This window comes from Bacillota bacterium (genome assembly GCA_012839765.1).
Taxonomy (GTDB): domain Bacteria; phylum Bacillota; class Limnochordia; order DUMW01; family DUMW01; genus DUMW01.
This window is the reverse complement of sequence record DUMW01000103.1, coordinates 1-19009: the sequence shown is the minus strand read 5'-3', so window position 1 is coordinate 19009 and position 19009 is coordinate 1. Positions and strand designations below refer to the sequence as shown.

16 protein-coding genes are annotated in these 19009 nt (G+C 51.0%); 14 read left to right on the top strand and 2 right to left on the bottom strand.

Annotated elements, in window-relative coordinates:
* The first annotated feature begins 207 nt into the window (after nucleotides 1–207).
* From GXX57_10495 to GXX57_10450, 10 genes are all read left to right on the top strand, one after another.
* The gene (locus GXX57_10495) at nucleotides 208–1236 is read left to right on the top strand and encodes a LacI family transcriptional regulator (GenBank protein ID HHV45076.1); all 1029 of its coding nucleotides are present in this window, start codon (nucleotides 208–210) and stop codon (nucleotides 1234–1236) included.
* Between the two features lie 516 nt (nucleotides 1237–1752).
* A complete protein-coding gene (locus GXX57_10490; GenBank protein HHV45075.1) occupies nucleotides 1753–2565 on the top strand; it encodes a hypothetical protein in 813 nt (270 codons plus the stop codon).
* A 30-nt stretch (nucleotides 2566–2595) separates the two neighbouring features.
* On the top strand, nucleotides 2596–3426 hold the full coding sequence (locus GXX57_10485) for a hypothetical protein (GenBank protein HHV45074.1): 831 nt from the start codon (nucleotides 2596–2598) through the stop codon (nucleotides 3424–3426).
* Between the two features lie 127 nt (nucleotides 3427–3553).
* Nucleotides 3554–4828, top strand: coding sequence for an extracellular solute-binding protein (locus tag GXX57_10480; GenBank protein ID HHV45073.1), 1275 nt, complete (start codon nucleotides 3554–3556; stop codon nucleotides 4826–4828).
* 83 nt (nucleotides 4829–4911) lie between these two features.
* Nucleotides 4912–8007: a hypothetical protein gene (locus GXX57_10475; protein ID HHV45072.1), complete on the top strand. Its 3096-nt coding sequence runs from the start codon at nucleotides 4912–4914 to the stop codon at nucleotides 8005–8007.
* 680 nt (nucleotides 8008–8687) lie between these two features.
* A complete protein-coding gene (locus GXX57_10470) occupies nucleotides 8688–10724 on the top strand; it encodes a hypothetical protein (protein ID HHV45071.1) in 2037 nt (678 codons plus the stop codon).
* Nucleotides 10725–11032: 308 nt separating this feature from the next.
* Nucleotides 11033–11377: a DUF5320 domain-containing protein gene (locus tag GXX57_10465; GenBank protein ID HHV45070.1), complete on the top strand. Its 345-nt coding sequence runs from the start codon at nucleotides 11033–11035 to the stop codon at nucleotides 11375–11377.
* 54 nt (nucleotides 11378–11431) lie between these two features.
* The gene (locus tag GXX57_10460) at nucleotides 11432–11767 is read left to right on the top strand and encodes a dinitrogenase iron-molybdenum cofactor biosynthesis protein (protein ID HHV45069.1); all 336 of its coding nucleotides are present in this window, start codon (nucleotides 11432–11434) and stop codon (nucleotides 11765–11767) included.
* 295 nt (nucleotides 11768–12062) lie between these two features.
* Nucleotides 12063–13004, top strand: a complete 942-nt coding sequence (locus GXX57_10455; GenBank protein HHV45068.1) for a cation transporter — start codon at nucleotides 12063–12065, stop codon at nucleotides 13002–13004.
* Between the two features lie 449 nt (nucleotides 13005–13453).
* Entirely contained in the window at nucleotides 13454–13732 is a 279-nt protein-coding gene (locus GXX57_10450; protein HHV45067.1) for a hypothetical protein, read from the top strand.
* A gap of 478 nt (nucleotides 13733–14210) precedes the next feature.
* On the opposite strand, the gene GXX57_10445 is transcribed toward GXX57_10450, so the two are convergent.
* Entirely contained in the window at nucleotides 14211–14357 is a 147-nt protein-coding gene (locus tag GXX57_10445) for a hypothetical protein (GenBank protein HHV45066.1), read from the bottom strand.
* Between the two features lie 459 nt (nucleotides 14358–14816).
* On the opposite strand from GXX57_10445, the gene msrA reads away from it, so the two are divergent.
* The 4 genes from msrA (at nucleotide 14817) to GXX57_10425 (ending at nucleotide 18810) form a co-directional block, all read left to right on the top strand.
* Nucleotides 14817–15353 (top strand): peptide-methionine (S)-S-oxide reductase MsrA, encoded by a 537-nt coding sequence (msrA, locus tag GXX57_10440; protein HHV45065.1) that lies wholly within the window; start codon nucleotides 14817–14819, stop codon nucleotides 15351–15353.
* A gap of 137 nt (nucleotides 15354–15490) precedes the next feature.
* Nucleotides 15491–15928, top strand: a complete 438-nt coding sequence (locus tag GXX57_10435; GenBank protein ID HHV45064.1) for a hypothetical protein — start codon at nucleotides 15491–15493, stop codon at nucleotides 15926–15928.
* A 416-nt stretch (nucleotides 15929–16344) separates the two neighbouring features.
* A complete protein-coding gene (locus tag GXX57_10430; protein ID HHV45063.1) occupies nucleotides 16345–17949 on the top strand; it encodes a restriction endonuclease subunit M/S in 1605 nt (534 codons plus the stop codon).
* 15 nt (nucleotides 17950–17964) lie between these two features.
* Entirely contained in the window at nucleotides 17965–18810 is an 846-nt protein-coding gene (locus GXX57_10425; protein ID HHV45062.1) for an ADP-ribosylglycohydrolase, read from the top strand.
* A gap of 51 nt (nucleotides 18811–18861) precedes the next feature.
* On the opposite strand, the gene GXX57_10420 is transcribed toward GXX57_10425, so the two are convergent.
* Nucleotides 18862–19009: transposase domain-containing protein (locus GXX57_10420; protein HHV45061.1), on the bottom strand; the 148-nt coding region annotated here is incomplete at its 5' end.

The window sequence follows — 19009 nt, the reverse complement described above, 5'->3', positions numbered from 1 at the left end:
GTAACTTAGTCTTACAGCGTTCTTCTTGAAGTCTTCATCATATTGCTGGCGAATTTTGGACATGATTATATTCTCCTCTCGTATAACTCTATCTTATCATCATGTCCGAAATTGTAACATGGACCCAGACTCTTAGCAGGAATTACTGTACCGATATAGAAATGAATAGATATAAGGTACAGGATATGCGGGTGGGCAGTGATTGCTATGAGTGTTACAATTCGACAGATTGCCAAGGAAGCTAAGGTTTCTCCGACCACTGTTTCCAATTTCCTTAACAATAGGTCGGAACAGATGAGCGAGGAGACTGCAAAAAGGATCGCTGCGGTGATTGAGCGGTTGGGGTATACTCCCAATTTGGCGGCCCGGCATATGGTCCGGCAGCGCACGGGGACCATTGGTGTGGTGGCGCCCTTGACTTGGATGCGCAATATGGATTTTGTAACCGGCAAGATCCTGAGCGGTATCAGTGAGGTTTGCTTTGCCCATGATTTCAATATTTCCTTCGTAGAGGATTCCAATGAGCAAAAGGTAGCTAAACTGTTGAACAAGAAGCGGGTTGACGGAGTCATCCTGTTTTACAGCACCGTAGGGGATAAGCTCATTGACCGGGTTTACGAGGCGGAATTGCCCTTTGCTTTGGTTAACCGAAAGATCGATGCCCCCCGAGTCAACTACGTTCATGCGGACAATTACAAAGGAACTTACCTGGCTACTAATCACTTGATCGAACAGGGGTATCGGACCCTGGCCTATGTAACTGGTCATCGTACGGGGGACAGGGCCCCGGGCTACGAGACGGTGCCGGTAGATCTAGAACGGCGGGAAGGCTTTAAGGCGGCACTGGAGGAACATGGTTATCCCTATGATCCGTCCCTAGTGTTGGATAATCGCACGCTAGCCAGTGGTTTTGAACGAATTATCCAAAAACCGGGACCCTATGGATTTGTCTGCTTTAACGACTACTGGGCGTTGATGGTGAGGGATCTTGTGGAACAACGCAACCTTAATGTACCACAGGATGTGGGCATTGTGGGCTTTGACAACACCTTGATCGCCGGAATTTCACGACCACAGCTTACCAGTGTCCGGTGTCCCTACTATGAGATGGCAGAGACAGCCACCCGGATGCTCATCGAACTGATCAATGGTAAGAAACCCAAACAAACGAAGATCCTTTTTGATACGGAATTGATTGTTCGTCAATCGTCCCTTCGAGAGTCGAAGCTAAAGTGAGCTTTGGGGTAGCAAATTTCTACCGCGACGAAACAACAGATCTAAGCCTATTCATAGGTGCAAAGGCAGTTTCTGTAGATGAAGGGGAAGTCGCTACTAAGGGCCTGGACACGATGACAAAGTAGTGGGTATTGACTCTGTTCTGGTGCCCTTGGAACAACCGAGTACTAGGTGAATGGCTATAGGTTTGGGAGGAATGATTGTGGGTTTTACTGAAACGTTACAGTAGTGACTTCTGTTTTGGATAGCGGCAGTAGGGGAGATACTTCGGAAGCAACGACCTTTGGATGATGGCTACCCGGAAGGGAAGGCCATTACAAACAGGGTTGTGACGTACTTGGTTCTTGGTGAAGTCGCTAAACCGATATAGAACCCTTCTTCAATGACTTGCCTTTGGTTTAGGTAGTTCTTCTTATTGGGGAGGTGATTTGCTTCTTCTATTAGGAAAGAGAGTCACAGGGAGAAAGAGACTCGGCTAAGTCAGTGAAAACACAAACCAAGAGGAGGAAACAGTCAATGATGAAGAGAGTATCAGTTGTCTTGTTGGTGATGTTATTTGTCTCTGTGGGATCTGTTTGTGCGGGGACCATGGTAGCTGATCTTAGCAATCTGGAGATTTGGGGTCTACAGGTGGACCGGACCCCGGTACGTGGAGAGATCCTTCCCGGTGAAGGGTACTTTTCTGAACAAGGTATGGTGATTACCTACGAAGTCTATGAACAGCAGGCCGCCAATGTTCATCCTCGGGTCTATGTGGAGACACGTTTTGATGCCCAGGATTGGACCGGTGCAAAATACTTGACCTACTGGGTAAACGTGGATGAAAACTCCCGGGGTTCATCGCTATCGACGATGGTTATCGGATCCCAAGGTAGTAAACTGATTCGGCGGAGCCTAGGTGATTACCGAGGTGCCGGCTGGCAGAAGATGGTGCTATCTTTGGAAGACTTTGCCGCCGTCGGGCTGGATGGTGTGGTATGTGTACGGATAGTGGTGGAAGGCATCTATGGTGCTGGTTCCAGTGGCTCCCTTGCTCTTGATGGTTTGTTCCTGGAAGGGGAGGAAGCGACCTTGGACGTGGCCGTGGAGGAAAAGGATGGCGTGCTGAACATTAGGGTTACTTCTCAGGAACCCATGCCTTTGCTGCCTAAGGTGCGCTTGATGGATATCCGGGCCCTGTTGGGGATCGGTGAACCGATCTATGTGGAGGTGGAACGGGTCTCCGCTACTGAGTTTGTGGGGCAATACCAGCTAGCGAACGAGGGGCAATTCACTGTGGAAGTGGTTTCGCCTGGGAATCCGAATGTGGCGGTGGAGTGGAGTAAATAGCACTGATCTCTTTTGCCGGAGGTGCGGGTAATGCGTAAAGTGACCACCGTTTTCGTATTGTTCTGCTTGGTTTTCACTGGATGTCTACTGAGATCAAAGCCTTCTTTGGGACTTGGGATCCTTGTGGCGGATTTCGGAGATCCGTCGGTGTGGACTGAGGGAACCGATAACACACCGGCGGTCCCCACAAAGAGCCAAGATACCGGCTTTTTTGCCGAGAAGGGATTGAAGCTGTCTTACCATCTACCTGTGAAACCGGATCCCGGTGTACATCCCCGGGTCTTTGTGAGGACACGCTTCACTTCTGGTAGGGATTGGACCAGCGCCGACTATCTGACCTTTTGGGCGAAGCTCAAACCCGGTTCCGTAGGAGATTCCCTTTCGGCCACCATCTTTGATAGTACAAAGAATCAGACGGTCCGCACCAAGTTTAACGAGATCTTTAAGGATGGTGAGCCCCCGAGTCCCGATGGTTGGTACAAGGTTGTTGTTCCCTTGGAGAAGTATACGAATCTAAACCTGGCCGATGTCAGGGAAGTACGGATATATATTGAAGGTATCTATACAGAGGGTGGTACAGGGGAGGTCATCCTTGATGCCCTGTACCTGGAAAAGGCAGACTCTGTCCTCGAGGTTACCACCTCGGTGGCCAATGAGCAGCTAATCGTTGATATTAATTCCCCACACACCTTTTGGAGCTTACCTAAGGTGCGCATCAAGGACGGAAGCTATCTAGAGGTAAGTGAACTTCAATCTAATCGGTGCCGTGCCACCTATAGTCTCCAGGGTGAGGACGCGCTGACCTTAGAAATATTGGTGCCGGGGAACCCCATCCATGTGGTGGAGTGGTTCCGCAACTAGCGAAAAAGGCAGATGGCTCGGGAGTCGGAGATCATGCTTTCGCCGACTCCCCTTGGGCAAAGTGCAGGTTGCCCACATCCCCGTTGCCCTCACGGCTATTATCTAAATCCCGAGGAGGTCGAAACAGATGAAACATCGGGTGTTGAGTTTAAGTTTTGCACTGATACTAGTTTTGGTTTTTACGGGGCTCTTGAACGCGGGGCCGATTGAGATCGAGTTCGCAAACCCATTCCGATTTGAAAAACAGGAATTACTGGAAGCCTTGATTGCGGAGTTTAACGCCAGTCAAGAGGAGATTAGAGTGATCAATTTGCCCATGGGGCCTTCTACGGACTATGATCAAAAGCTAATCACCCTGTTCGTCGCGGGGATGGCACCCCATGTGGTCTGGGGTACTCCCCAGACCTTGGCCAACTATATCTACATGGATGCGGTGGTGCCAGTTGATCAGTTCTTGGAGCAGGACCCGGATGTCTCCAAAGAGGACTTCCTACCAGCTTTGATTACGGAGTTGACGATGCCCGATGGAAGACTGGTGGGGATCCCCTTCGAAAACTCCAACGTGGGTCTTGTGTACAATATCCATCCCTTTGGAGAAGTGGGGGCGATGACCCCCGCTGAATATGCCGCCCAGGATAACTGGACTTGGGATACCTTCATCGAAGTGATGCGCAAGGTGACTAGGGACATCGACGGTGATGGTCAATTCGATCAACACGGGTTCTTGACGGAGCACTATTCCTACCTTTGGTTTACCCCGTTACTCTGGCAGAACGGTGGGGCCTACTATGCACCAGATTTTAGTGCTTCGCTCTTGGATAGCCCCGCAGCCATTGAAGCGGCAGAATTCTTTGCGGCCCAGGTCCACGAGTATGGCTTTGCCCGCCGGGGACCGGCCTCCATCACCACCGGGGAAGTGGCCATGCGGTCGGATCTGACCTTGAACATTCCCGCCTACCAGGAGCTGGGCTATATCGAGACGGCACCCCTGCCGGAAAAGGTGACCAAGGCCACCGTCTCTACTTCCAAGGCCCTAGGGATTACCCGGGATGACCCCGCGGTGATGGAAGCGGCCTGGACCTTCATTAAGTGGCTGGTGGCTGACGAAAGGTTCATCGAGGGCTGGCTGATCCCTGCTGGGTATCTGCCGGTGACCAATTCCGGTGTGTACTATCCGGTGTATCAGAGTTACCTGGCGTCTACTCCGCTGCTTTACCCCTTCATCATGCAGTTGCCCTATGCCCGTAAGACGCCGATCCTACCCTCACCGGACATCGCCACCGAAGGGCTAGACGACATCTTGCTGGAACTGCTTCTGCACAGCGATGTGTCGCCGGCCTCCAGAATGCGGGCCATTGCTGAACAGACCAATGCGAAGATTCGGGCTTGGCGCGGACAGTAACCGGATCTTAACAGCCCCCGGGGGTTCTGTCCTGGGGGCTTTCTGTCACCACAGTGGACCCAGTGTTGAAAGGAGGAATTGGTGTGAGGAAGAAGCTGTTCGTTTTCTCAATTCTACTTTGTTTGTTCGGCCTGTTAGCCGGGGAAGGAGCTACTATGTCCCTTGTTACGAATTTACCCGCTGCCTTTTACAATCGTCCCGGTCTGGAAGATATGCCGCGGATTGATTATGAGTCGATGACGGTGGTTAACGTTTTAGATTTCGGTGCGGTGGGCGACAGGGTTACCTTTGTGAACGAAGCCTTCGATCGGGCGGTGGCGGCCCTCCCTCCGGAGGGCGGTGTGATCTATATCCCTGCCGGTGTATACCGCTTTCGCCCTCCCGGAGCATCAGACCGCTTCTTCTGGCGTCCCCAGCGCGACGGGCGGGATTTAGAGAACGTGCATTTTGTCGGGGAAGGGGATCAGACGGTCTTTCTGTTTGAAAAGAATCGGCCCACCGGGTCTTTATATGGTGTTCACTTGGGCCAGGCGAAAAACGTCAGTCTACGCAACATCCGTTTCGAACAAAGGCCCATCCTTGACTCTCGCTGGGCACCTCTTTTGGCCGCCTATTCCCTTGGTTTTGAAGGAGCCCAGAATGTGCAGCTGATCAATTTGATTGTTGACCAGGGGGAGATTGGCATTGTCTTCTGGCGGGGCAGTGACAATATCTGGGTGGTGGACTGTCAGGTGCGCAATACCGGTGCCGATGGTATCCACTTTTCCAATTGCACCAACGTCACCGCCGCCTACAACTATGTCGAGAACTGTGGCGACGACGGGATTGCGGCCATCAGCACCAGGGTGGGGGACGATACCCGATCCATCAACAATCGTTTCCTCTATAATACCGTCATTGGTGGTAAGTGGGGACGGGGGATTACCCTGGGTGGTGAGAATTGTGAGGTCATCGGTAACTGGGTGGAACAGATGGTTATGCCGGGGATCTTCTGCCAAGCCCGGGGACACGGTGCGGAGTATGGTGGGGGGCACCTTTTGGAGAATGCCGCCATCATTGGGAACACCGTTATCCGCGCGAATCTCTCAGAGCGTCCAGACAACTCCCTGCCTGGGCACCGGCATGGTGGGGCGATTAAGATCAGCCATGAGGCTAGCAATTTAGTGATTATAGATAATCAGGTCTTCGGGGGCGAGGGGGATGGTATCCTCATTGGTCCTGATGGGATCCAGGTTACGGAGCTGCAGGTGAAAGGCAATGAAGTGGCCGGTAACCTGGGGGTGGGACTGAGCGTCCAGGCCGGTGGTGGTTCCTTTGTCCGGGGATTGGATGTGGTTGGGAATTTCCTCTCGAAGAATGGTGCTGGCGCGATGCGGATCACAGGTGCAGTCAGTGATGTGGTCTTCCAGGACAATGGGATATACCTGGAGCAGATGACCGGCCGGCCGGTGGAGATTACCGCTGCGGGGGTCACGGTGCCTGCTGACGGCATCGATCTAAAGACCGAGGCTAGCCCCTATGTGGACTATTGGTATGAGGCTAGGACTGCGCCCTTGAGCCGAGAATGGGCGCCGGTACCCCAAGGGGGACCAACGCCCGGTATGTCCGTGGTGAACGTGCGGGACTACGGGGCCGTGGGTGACGGTGTCACCGACGATACTGCCGCGTTTATCGCCGCGATCAATGCCTTGGCGGATCACGGTGTATTGTTTATCCCAGGGGGGAACTACGTGTTGAGTCCTGTCCCCGGTGCCGATGAGCTCCCGTATAGTCAAATCAAGCACCACCTTTTGGTGCAAGGACGTGAGGATGTGCACATCCTGGGAGAACCGGGAGAGACAGTGCTCCTGTTCCAAAGCCCTATGCACCAAGGGTTGCGTCTTTTGAACGTGAAAAACTCCTCGGTCAGCGGGTTGACCCTGAAGCTGGTGGATCCCCCCGCTTACCGGATGAACCGCGCTCTGTTGGATGTTTCCGGTTGTAGCCAAATTAGGATCGAAGGGGTAAAGATCCAAGGAGCCAGCGGCCCAGGGCTGTTACTGGATTCCTCGGATCAGCTCTTGGTCCAACAGTGCTCCATTATGGATACCCGTTGCGCGGGGATCAGCTTGCAGTCTTGCCGGCAAGTCACCATCACCGAGAATGTGATAGAAGACAGTGGGTCCCATGGGATCTACCTGTCCTGGCACGGCAGTATCAGCCGTTTTCCCCAGTACACCAAGATCACCCAGAACCAGATCTCCGGGGCAAAGAACGGTTTTGGTATTGCCGTAGCTAGTGGTGATCAGATTGTCATTGACAACAACCACATTGAAGATATCTACCAGGCGGGAATCTGTCTTTATCAGCACCATAGCCTCTTTTGGCCCAAGGGGATAACGGTCACCAATAACACCCTAGAGCGGGTGGGCATCGGGCAGTATGCCATTACTGAGGGGGCCATCACCGTGCTTCGGTGCCGCAGTGGAGACTTCCTTATTGAAAATAACAAGCTGAATAGTCCCCAAAACGGGATCTGGGTAGCCCATAGCAACCTAGAGCGGCTAGCTATTTTGGAGAATGAATACGCGGTGGGCCGGGAATGGTTGGCCTATGGTAGTGCCGATCAACAGGATAACATCGGCCAGCTGATCCTCCCCTGGCACATAATCTCCCAGTCGCCGGTCTATGTACCCGCCGGCCAGGAAAGTAGGGTGGAACTGCGGGTTTCCGGAGTGTCGCTGGAAAACCTCACCGTGTCCGCCCGTACCGCGACCGGGGATGCGGCGGTGGAAGTGGTGTCCAGTGATCGTCTGCGGGTGATTGTACCGCCGATCACCAGCGAAACCCGGCTGACCGTAAGCCTTGTTGATGCGCGGGGTATTACCCAACGGGAGACCATTACACTCCTTCCTGCGGGGGGCACCATTGCCCCCCTGGAGGACCACATCACCGTGAAACAGGGCCAAAGTGTTACCATCCGGGTGCGATTCATCGGTGCCGATGGAACCCTGTTAACCGGAGAAGATATCCCCCAAGTGAACGTGGTGGATGGGTGGTATATCGTCCCCCTAAAGGATGACGACGGCGACGGAATTGCCGAGGCTACCATTCCCTCAGTCCTGCAGAAGGGGACCCGGCAGTTGCACCTTAATGCCAAGGGCTTTGACTCGGCGGTGATCACCCTTACTGTGGAGTAATCCTTAGCTTGTCCCCCGCTACAGCCGCTGTTTGGAGGACCTCACCGGAAAGTGGACCACCTCGGAAGAACTCTGCGCGGTTACCGGTTAGTACCAGAAACCTTGTGGGCCTAGTGTACTTTAGTGTGGCGGAATGTCAATAGGAATGCGCGGAAAGCGACTTTGCCGAACGTCTTGCTGCCCACGCCCGGGGACGAGGAACCCGGGCGTGGTGGAAGGAAGATTCCCGGGAGTGTATATAACCTATGAACCCGGAACCCCAGTCTGTCTTCGGCCAACGGGTGGTGGAAAGCAATACTCCGATTTGACTGGGGTCTTTGTGATCGTACGGATCACTGTCCGAACGATTACATCAAAGGACGGGAGGATTTGGCCGATGGCTAGGCCATCGACGTGGGGATCTACAAGCTTTTAAGAGGAGATTGCTCGCCTTTGCGCTAAGGATAAGAAGGACATGATGGTCAACGTCCTTTCGGGACTGGAAGTAATTAGCCAGGCCTTGGGATTACAGATGCCATCTTGCCTTGGATGGTGCAGCCCCGGTACCGGGGCTCGTACAAACCGGTGTGGTGGTTAACCTTTTCGGTGAGGAAAAAAGATGGCAACAGAGGAAAAACATCGCAGATCGAGCCCTGGGGTTGGAAGGGCAAGGAGCGCAAGAGCCTGAAGGGGTGGTAAGGATGACGAAGTGCTTGTACATATCCGCAGAGTGGTTGCAGTCTTTGCGGCGGGCGGATCCCGCTTCAGTGGTGGGACAGGGCCGGGAACACCTGTTAAAAGCTGCCCGGGAAATGTTGGAGGAACCGCGGTCCGGGGAAAAATGGGATCTGTTCTTTGCCCGCCGTTGCCTGAAGAGACTAGTAATATGGGGGTTTGCTTACCAGGTGACCAGGGAGCAGGCCTTTGCCCACGCGGTGGAGGAGCTGATCGACGGGTTGATCCGGTTGGATAAGTGGGTGGAGGATCAGATGTTAGAACGTAAGCCCCCCTGGCATAGTGCCCTGGATACCGCGGAGTTGGCCTTTGGGGTGGGTTTGGCCTACGACTGGATCCGAGATACCCTAGATTCACAAAAACAGCGACGGATTGAAGAAGGGCTGTGGTCCTTAGGTATCGGGCCGGTGCTCCAAGACTGGGTGGATCCCGCCACCCGGATCCATTGCCTGGACAGTATGGGACATAACTGGTGGGCAGTGTGTATCGGTGGGGCGGGGGTGGCCTTGCTGGCCTGCCGAATCTTGCCTCAACGGGACTATTGGCTGCAGCAGATCTGTGTAGCCCTAGAAGACTTTGTGTTGTATAAGGGCAATGACCTTTGGAACAAGCCCTTGAACTTCGGAGCCGACGGGGGTTTTTATGAAAGTATTATCTACTGCAACTACACCCTCATTTATCTGTTTAGGTTCTTCGAGGCTTGGTCTAGCTACTATCACCGTTTGCCCCAGGTCTATGATCTTCCTGAACTAAAGAAGACCTGCAGTTTTTACCTGGATACCTTCTACGAGACGGTGGAAGGAATCCAGACCCCGGACTTTGGTGACCACTCTCTCCACTGGGCTGCAGAACCCATGGTGTTGGCCCGCCTTGCCTCCCTTTACCGGGACACAGGGTTGCAGTGGTACTATCAACAGCTGAGGAGTTATCCCCAGGATATCTTTGAACTGCTATGGTATGACCCGGATTTACCTGGGGTACGGCCACCGGTACGGGATCTAGCAGTCTATGAAGACATTGGGTGGGGGATCATGCGTTCAAAGGATCGGCAAATGTTTGTGGCCATCAGGTCGGGGGACGTGTGGAACCACGCCCACGCGGATTGCGGCGCTTTGATCCTATTCGACCGAGGTCGGCAGTTTATCGCCGATTCGGGAACGTGCAAGTATGAACTACCCCTTTACCGCAGTTACTATTCCACCACCCGGGCCCACAGTACTTTACTGGTAAACGGGCAAGGGGAAGAGGACGCGGATCTGTACTACGGCCTGCGCTTTCGGGGGAGATTACTGCATCCTTGTAGCGGCGAATACTACCAGAAACTTACCGCGGAGTTGACGGGCCCTTTGGCCCGGCTTGTGCGCCGGGCCACCAGGACCCTAGTCCTCTTCGATGATGTTCTGGTGTTGGTGGACGATGTCTTAGCCTACGAGCCGGCGACCTACCAGCTTTTGTGGCACACCCCTGCGAAGTTTACCAGGGAAAACAATCTGATTACCCTGGAAAATGGGGGAGAAAAGCTTTACCTGGCCGTATACAATCCTGTACCCCTTACTTGGACTGTGGAGCGGGGGTATGGTGCCGACCTAGCGGAACGTGAGTTTTTGCAGGTGGGGACCTGTGCTCCTAATCTCAATGGGCACTTTGTCACCCTTATCAGCCGGAACGCACCGGAAGAACTGGGTGTGGAGTTCTGCGTCTTACGGGATGGCCTGGGCCTAAGCTTTACCACCCAAGGGCACCGGTGGCAGGTGCTCCTCAACACCACCGCCGGGCGCCGGATGCACGAAAACAGCAATGTTACCTGGTTGCTAGGAGAGGACACCGTGGAAACCGATGCCCATCTGTTGGTTCTGAAGGAGGATTTCTACGGGGTCCACCAAGGCAGTTACCTACGGGAGAACGGTCAGGTGCTTTTCAGCAGCTTTACCAAGGTGGACTGCCTATTGCCCAAGGGAAAGCTGCCCCGGCATGATCAGTTACGTTGGCAGGCCTTTATCTGATTTGACGCGGTTTTAGTTTAGGATGTCTAGATGATGGGTAAGTAAGCTTACCCATGCTACGGCGAAGAACTGGTAGAATTGAAGACGGATCGATAGGGGGGCACCCTTGGTCTTTTTCGAGGGTGGTTCCTCTTTTTTCTTTTCCTGATCTGCTTTATCTTTGTCCTTGGATTTCCGTTCCAAAGTGGGGTGGGTAGGGTTTTTCCAAAAAGTTATTGACATATGCTCAAAATTAGGGGTACAATACAAATGAGCATATGCCCACAATAGATGTGGGAGCAAGCAAGATCATTAGGGAGGTGAAAAGTATGCCAAGAGGTGATGGTACAGGCCCCCGGGGTTTTGGTCCCCTAACCGGTAGGGGGGCGGGTTACTGTGCTGGTTATCCGGTGCCGGGTTGTGTCCATCCCTATCCGCGGGGAGGTTGGGGTTACGGCCGGGGATACCGTTGGCGGTACTATGCCACAGGGGTTCCCGCTTGGGTCCGTGGAACCCCTGCTCCCTGGGGTTACGGTGCACCGGGGTACCTGGAGGAACCGGTGGAAGAAAAGGAGTTGCTGAAGCATGACGTGGCGATGTTGGAGAAGCAATTGAAGAAGATGCGGGCGCGTTTAAAGGAGTTGGAAGAGCAACAACAAGAAGACGAAGAGTAGTGCGCTGCCTGGGGGGCTCTTCCCCCAGGCCCTTTCGGGTTGAGGTGAGTTTCCATGAAGATTGCGGTAACTACCCAGGGGACGAACTTAAACTCCCCGTTGGCCCCCCGCTTTGGCCGTTGTCCCTATTTTATCATCTATGATGAAAAGGGCCCTTTTGACGTGGTGGAGAACAGTGGTGCCCCAGTGGGTGGCGGTGCGGGCCTCAGGGCCGCAGAGCTTTTAAGTGAACAGGGGGTGGAAGTGGTGCTGACGGGCAGCGTGGGCCCCCATGCCCAACGTGGTCTGGAGACTGCTGGAATTCAGGTCTACATCCAAACCGGGGGTACCGTGGAGGAGTCCATTGCTGCTTACATAGAGGGTAAAGGATCTTGCGAGCTAAAGGGGTGATACCCTTAGGTGTGGACGGAAGGGGAGGGAGGCGGCCAGGACCACGGCAAGTCTCGCAGCTTGGACGTGCACTTTTCAGCTAGCTGTGATATATTGTCCCTAAGTGTGTGCCATGGTAGGAACTCCATGGAAATTACTGGTCCCGGTGAAAACGGACCGGGGACCGGAGGATGAACAAGGCAGAAGCCTTCTTTTGGAAAAGAAGGGTTTGTGCTCTGTGGCCTAAGGCAGAGTCTATGTTTCCCTTCCCGGGGTGGTACCGTCCTGGGGTGTTTGTGAAAGTTGGGTGAAAAGGATGACAAAATGGCTGCTACGCCGTTTTGTAAAAGAAGAGGATAGTATCATGGTTCCCGAGGTCCGGACCACCTTGGGTAGCGTCACCAGTTGGATTGGGATATTATGTAACGTGTTGCTGGTGATTGGGAAGATCGTGGTGGGGCTTCTTTCGGGCAGTGTGGCAGTGGTTGCCGATGCAATGAACAACTTCCTTGATGCTGCAGGTTCCATCATTTCCCTGGTGGGCTTTCGCATGTCATCGAAGAAGGCCGATAAGGAGCATCCCTTCGGGCACGGCCGTTACGAGTACCTTTCGGGACTGGCCGTGGCGGTACTGGTGTTAGTGGTGGGCATTGAGTTGGGGAAAGATAGTATTCGCGAGCTGGTGAACCCCACGCCCATCCATTTCGGTCTGTGGGGATTTTTTGTACTAGCGGCTGCGGTGGTCCTGAAACTTTGGTTGTTCTTTTTTTACCGCAGCATGGGAGAGGCGATCGATTCTACCGCCCTCAAAGCTGCAGCGACCGATAGTTTAGGGGATGTGCTGGCTACGGCCGCGGTTTTCCTTTCGGCGGTGGTGTCCCAGTTTACGCCATACAACCTGGATGGTTGGGCGGGTCTGGGAGTGGCAGTGGTGATTGTGTATCACGGTGTCAAATTGATCAAAGAAACCCTCGATCCGCTGCTGGGAACACCGCCTTCAAAGGAACTGGTGGAGTATATCCACGGAAAGATTGCCAGGTATAAATATGTGTTGAACAGCCATGACTTGATTGTCCATGATTATGGCCCCGGTCGCTGTTTTGCCAGCGTCCACGTGGAGATGTCCAGCGACGTCGATGCTTTGTTGGCCCATGAAGTCATTGACCGTATAGAGCGGGACTTCCTAAAAGAAGATAATATCCATTTGATTATCCACTACGATCCCGTGGCCACTTCCCAGAACAAAGCGAAAGCCTAAGAAACCGCATTTCTTGAGAGCAGCGGAGCAAACCGTCGGTTTTTCTATTCCAGTTCCGGTGGGGCTGGCTGCCCCCATGTTTGCCAAAGGCTTGGTGTGTAGTTGTCTGGTCTCTTTCCCGGGTGCCTCCAGGAAACCCTCTTTGCTGAGCAGGGCCGCAGGCAGCGATGCTGCTTCATAAACGGCCGGTTGCACCTGGGGTGGTCCGCAAAGGATTTCGCTGAGATTCTGCTCCCCTTCACCGTGTTCGACTTCCAGTGTCTCAGTGTCATGCTCATACCTCACAGGCACGGTGGCTTCTTTGTCAAGGTTTCTGTGTTCCCAGGGGTTGGGAACTCCTCCATCTGTGTTTCTTCCTGCTACCAAAATCTGAAACCCAGTTGCAGGTATATATCTGCCCCGTGGGCATATACGTTGATTAGAAGTATTCCTTCGGGGAGGGGATCCGTATGCCTTGGGAAAATGTGGTGATCATGGGTGTCGCCTGGGGGCCCTTGGTCAGTGTCGTTATTTCTATCCTCAAGGGCTGGCTGAAAGTGGAGAGCAAGTACATTCAACCGATTAACTGGGTACTGGGCTTCTTGGGTTTGGTTTTATACAACATCTTGGGCGGTGAGACCTGGTACATGGCCATTTTGGCCGGTTTGACCGCGGTGATGAGTTCTACCGGTTTCCACGAGACCTTTGGGCATATGGCTAAGTATACGGTGGAGAAGCTGAGTTTATAGATGGCCTGCTGGGTTGTTTTGCAAAGGACGATGAAGAGTTGTTGCATAGCTGAATGTACGTCTTGTCCATGGTTGTGTACAGGGTTTGGCTGCCAGCACTTAAGTACCTTAAGCCCGGAGCACATCCCACTAGGGCTCCTTCGGGTCTCGATGAGCCGGGGAAGAAAACCGAGTCCAGAACACGTTCCACAATAGGAGCGGCGGGGCCGATGGGACCCGCCGAAAATGTTGGGTTCAGGTGAAGGAGAGTAACACGGAATGCCAACGGAGCACGAAAGGAAAGCAAAGACGGTTTGCACATGTAAGAAAAACCGAGTCATAGAAAGGAAAACTACAGTGTGTTACCAGGCAGTCCCTTTGAGGAGCATGAAGTAACTGTCTTCGTTCCGCTGGGAGGGCATCCTCTTTGGGCTTTGCCTGGGAGATAATACGAACCTCCTGTTGACCAATGACGTACTTGGCTGAAACCACCAGCACATCATCTTCCATCTTGGCTAGCCTCTTCTTTTGTGAGGGTCATGGTCCAGACTGAACCTTCGGCCAGTTTACGCAGAGTGCTGACGTCGCCGTCAAAGAGGATGCGGCAGTGGTCCCGTACCACCACTTTTTCGCACAGATTCTCCACGTCGGTTACAATGCGGGTTCTCGAGCTCTGTTGCAGCTCCAGGCTCTAGCGGTTTTAGAAGCTCTATCGTGTTAGTGATGCTATGTTTTGTACCCAACCAGCCTCTAATCCCTCTTGCTTGATGGAGTGGCTTGTCAGATGCGGGTTTAGACTGAAGGATAGAGCCGTATAGGACTGGTCTGAAGTATTCTTGATGATGATCTATCCCGCGTTTGCCTATTTGCCTACTTTCCGATGGGCGACTACGAAGCGGAGAAGGGTTTGGCTACCAGCGGAACGAATATTTAGTGCGGTGAAGGTGGACGAGGAAGCGGCCAGGTTTGCCCCACCAGTTCATTTCGTTTTCGGTGGGAGATCCGCGATGGGCTCGGTGTTTTTGGAAGGGTATGTAGACTGGAGCAAAGGCTACACTATCTGGGGATGAAAATTTGAATCCACAACTTGGGGGATGATTATATCATGAAAATGGCACAGGCGACCTTGGGCGGTGGGTGCTTTTGGTGTCTGGAGGCTATCTTTTCGGAACTGGAGGGAGTGATTAAGGTACAAAGCGGCTACAGTGGTGGCACCACAATCAATCCCACCTACGAGGAAGTATGTACCGATACAACGGGCCATGCGGAAGTGGTGCAGATCACCTTTGACCCGGAGACGATTAGTTATGCAAACCTTTTACGTGTCTTCTTTTCGATCCATGATCCCACCACCCTCAATCGACAGGGAAATGACGTGGGTACCCAGTATCGTTCGGTGATCTTCTACCATGATGAGGAACAGGCCCAAATTGCCCGTGGGATTATGGAGGAAGTGGCGGACAATTTTGATGCACCGATTGTCACCGAGCTTGTTCCCTTGGACAAGTTCTACCCCGCGGAAGAATACCATCGTGATTACTTTGCACGCAACCCAGCACAGCCCTATTGTGCCATGGTCATCGCCCCGAAAGTTGCGAAGTTTCGGCGGCAGTACTTAGATCGGCTGAAGAAACGTTCATAGTATTTGGGTTTGACACATACTGTTGAGGTGTCTAGCCAGGGTGATGGTTCCAAGGGCAGCCCATTGGCATTTCGGTTTGGTGGGTCTTTACCAGTGTACATTGGGATGGGCGATTCTGGTCTGTTGGAGGTTGGCAGATGGATACCAGGTTACCTAGCTATGTGCGGCTGTACGAAACTGGCGAGCTGCAACAAAGGGCCCAGGAAGCCATGGCCTGGTTGACCTGTTGTGCGCTTTGTGCCCAGGGTTGTAAAGTGAACCGCCTGGAAGGGGAACTTGGTGTTTGTCGCACGGGAAGATTTGCGGTGGTTGCAAGCTTTGGCCGGCACTTCGGGGAAGAGACGGTGTTGGTGGGTACCCATGGTTCAGGGACCATCTTCTTTGCTAACTGCAACCTGTCTTGTGTATTCTGCCAAAACTGTGACATTAGTGCCGGTGGCTTAGGGATCGAGGTTACCGGTGATGAACTGGCGGAAATGATGCTGGGGCTGCAGAAGCGGGGATGTCATAATATCAACTTGGTATCCCCCAGTCACGTTGAGTGCGTGGTATTGATGTCAAGGGTTGAAAAATAATTGGCTGAAAATGCCCATAAATAAAGGGTTTCCAGACACTGAACTTTTCTTTTGGCTGTTTAGCCTGAAGTGACAATGTCAGGAAACCCTTATTTTTATTGTTTGTGGGAACATGTCAACTGCTTTAAAAGTGATAGGGTTGAGTTGACAGATTAGATAACGGGCGTTTTTGATGGGGGTTGAGTTGATAGATTAGATGTGATGTTTTTTATAAAAATTATAATAAAAATAAAGGTTTCTGAAATTTAGGTAATAATCACCGACTGCAGGAACCTTTTTTTATTCCATTAGTAACAATCACTAAAATTATAATTTGGGATTTGAATACCAAAATTGAAAAATCACTTGACATTTTATTTTGGACGTGATATTCTTAATACAGTTAATGATGAAAAATAAACCAGAGGAGGTAGAACATGACTAACGCGACCTTTGAGTATATGGATCTTCTCAGGGGATACATGGGAATAGACTCCTATATCTCTGCTGCACTTCTTGTAGCTGAAACTAAGGAAGAGTGTCAGAGTAGAAATATGTCAGACAGTTCGGAAGAACGCATCTACGAGATGATGCTGACAGTAGCTGATAGACTTAATATAGGTAACCCGTTTAAAGATAAGTTGCAATTTGCAAGAGTATATAAGGCATACAGCGATTTCGAGGAAGATTTTGATTGGGAAACGATGATGGCAAAGACCGCTAGAGGATATGGATACTTGACCGTGTCAAATGCCCTTTATAAAGAATATAGCAACCACTTTAAGTTCGATGCTAATACGGTTCTCATTGCTGAAGGCGAGAAATTCATTCCTAATTTAAAAAAGCTTGTTGACGAACATCCTGGCCGCAACTTTACCATCACAACCGAAAACGCAATCAGCTTTCATGTTTTAAGTAGAATTTTTGCTGGATATGAGAACGTGGAGATATTGAATACCTCCATATATAAGTATGGTTTTACAAACAACCGTTACGACCTCATATTTTCTGTCCCGAACTTTGGTACTAGAAACCTTGCAGAAGATGAGAATTTCATGTGTAGAGATCAAGATGCTGTCGCACTCGAAAACCTGCTTCTTCATACAACCGTTGACGGCGAGCTTGTAATTACAATGCCTGCAAGAATCACATATGGTCAAGGAAAGGTTGGCGAGCTTAGAAGATTTGTTCAGCAAACTTATCGCATTAAAGAACTTGCTGAACTTCCGGAAGGAACTTTTGAAGGCACCGGTATCAAGACATACTTTATAAATATCATTAACTCTAAACCGGGTAATGATGACATAATAGTTCGTCGCTATAAAGCTGATAAGCGTAAAAATAAGCGTGACACAGCTTCAGAACTTATTATTGATGAAGAAACATTCGTTTTGTCTGATGAACTCGAAGAGCTTGGTGACTGGAACATAAACAAAATATTCTCACAGCAGGATGAAGAATGGCTGAAATTCCAAGAGTCTTCTGTACGAAGAACAGCTTTGGGCGATGTTGCGGAAATCTTCCGCGGAAAATCAGTAACGAAAAAAGACCCGACAGGAAACATTGGAGTTGTAAATATTTCTAATATCGGTGAGTACGACATCGACTATGACGGTCTCGATCATTTAGATGAGGAAGAGCGTAAGGTTATGAACTATCTGCTGAAAGAAGGTGACATACTAATTCCGGCAAGAGGCACTGCAATTAGAACAGCAATTTTCCATGAGCAGAGTTATCCTTGTATTGCCTCATCAAATGTCATTGTTATTCGCCCAGAGCCGAAGATGCTCAACAGCACTTACTTGAAGCTGTTCTTGGACAGTCCACTTGGTGAAAAGATGATAAACGGAGTTCAGCAAGGAATTACAATCATAAACATCAGCTATAAAGATCTTAAGTCGTTAGAAATCCCTCTTCCTCCTATTGAGGAACAACAGCAAAAAGCTGATGAATATATACGCGAGTTGACAATCTATAAAGATACCATCGCAGCAGCTAAAAAGCGCTGGAATGAGGTCTTAGATAAGCTAAGAGATTTTTAATTGGGAGGCGTAATAATGCTAGGAGCAATTATCGGGGACATCGTCGGTTCCCGTTTTGAATGGAATAATAACAGGAGCAAACAGTTTGAATTCCTGACTTATAAATGTAGCGTTACAGATGACTCTATCATGTCTTTGGCAATAGCGAAGGCTTTGTTAGAAAGCAAAGCAGATTACAGTGATTTGTCTGAGAATGCTGTAAAATATATGCAGGAAATCGGAAGGCATTATCCTGATTGTGGATATGGTGGACAATTCAGAAAGTGGATATTTTCGGATGATCCTAAGCCCTATGGTAGTTATGGAAATGGCGCTGCAATGCGTGTCAGCGCTTGTGGCTTCGTTGGCAACAGCCTAGAAGAAACTAAACAGCTATCGAAAGCAGTGACTATTGTAACTCATAATCACCCAGAAGGATTAAAAGGTGCAGAAGCTACAGCGGTTGCTATTTTTCTCGCACGTACTGGAAAAAGTCTACTTGAGATTCGTGACTACATAACGAAGAACTATTATTCGCTGGATTTTACACTTGATGGAATTCGAGACAACTATGAGTTTAACGAAAGCTGCCAAGATACAGTGCCTCAAGCATTGGAAGCTTTCTTTGAATCAAAGAATTTTGAAGATGCAATTCGAAATGCTATATCGATTGGGGGCGACAGTGATACACTTGCGGCTATTACAGGGGGTATCGCAGAAGCGTACTATGGTATACCGACAGAGATAAGGAAACATGCACTTACCTTCCTTGATGAGCGGTTGCTTAAGATATTGGTGGAGTTTGAAAACAAATATCCATCAAAGATGGAAAAACTCAATGCCGTCGGTAGTGTTGGCATTGAGAGGAGCAAAGAAACGTAAACGTAAAAAAGACCCCACCTGGCCTTCTGGGTGGGGGTTGTGTTATGCTTGTTAGTTTTTCTTCTGTGTACAGCAATAGTCGGGGATTTCGGGAGACCAGGGCATGAACCGTTCGAGGTCACTGGAAGTTGCGTTGGGCAGTTGCTCAAGCAGATATTTGATATACTCGTAAGGTTTCAACCCGTTTTCCTTAGCCGAT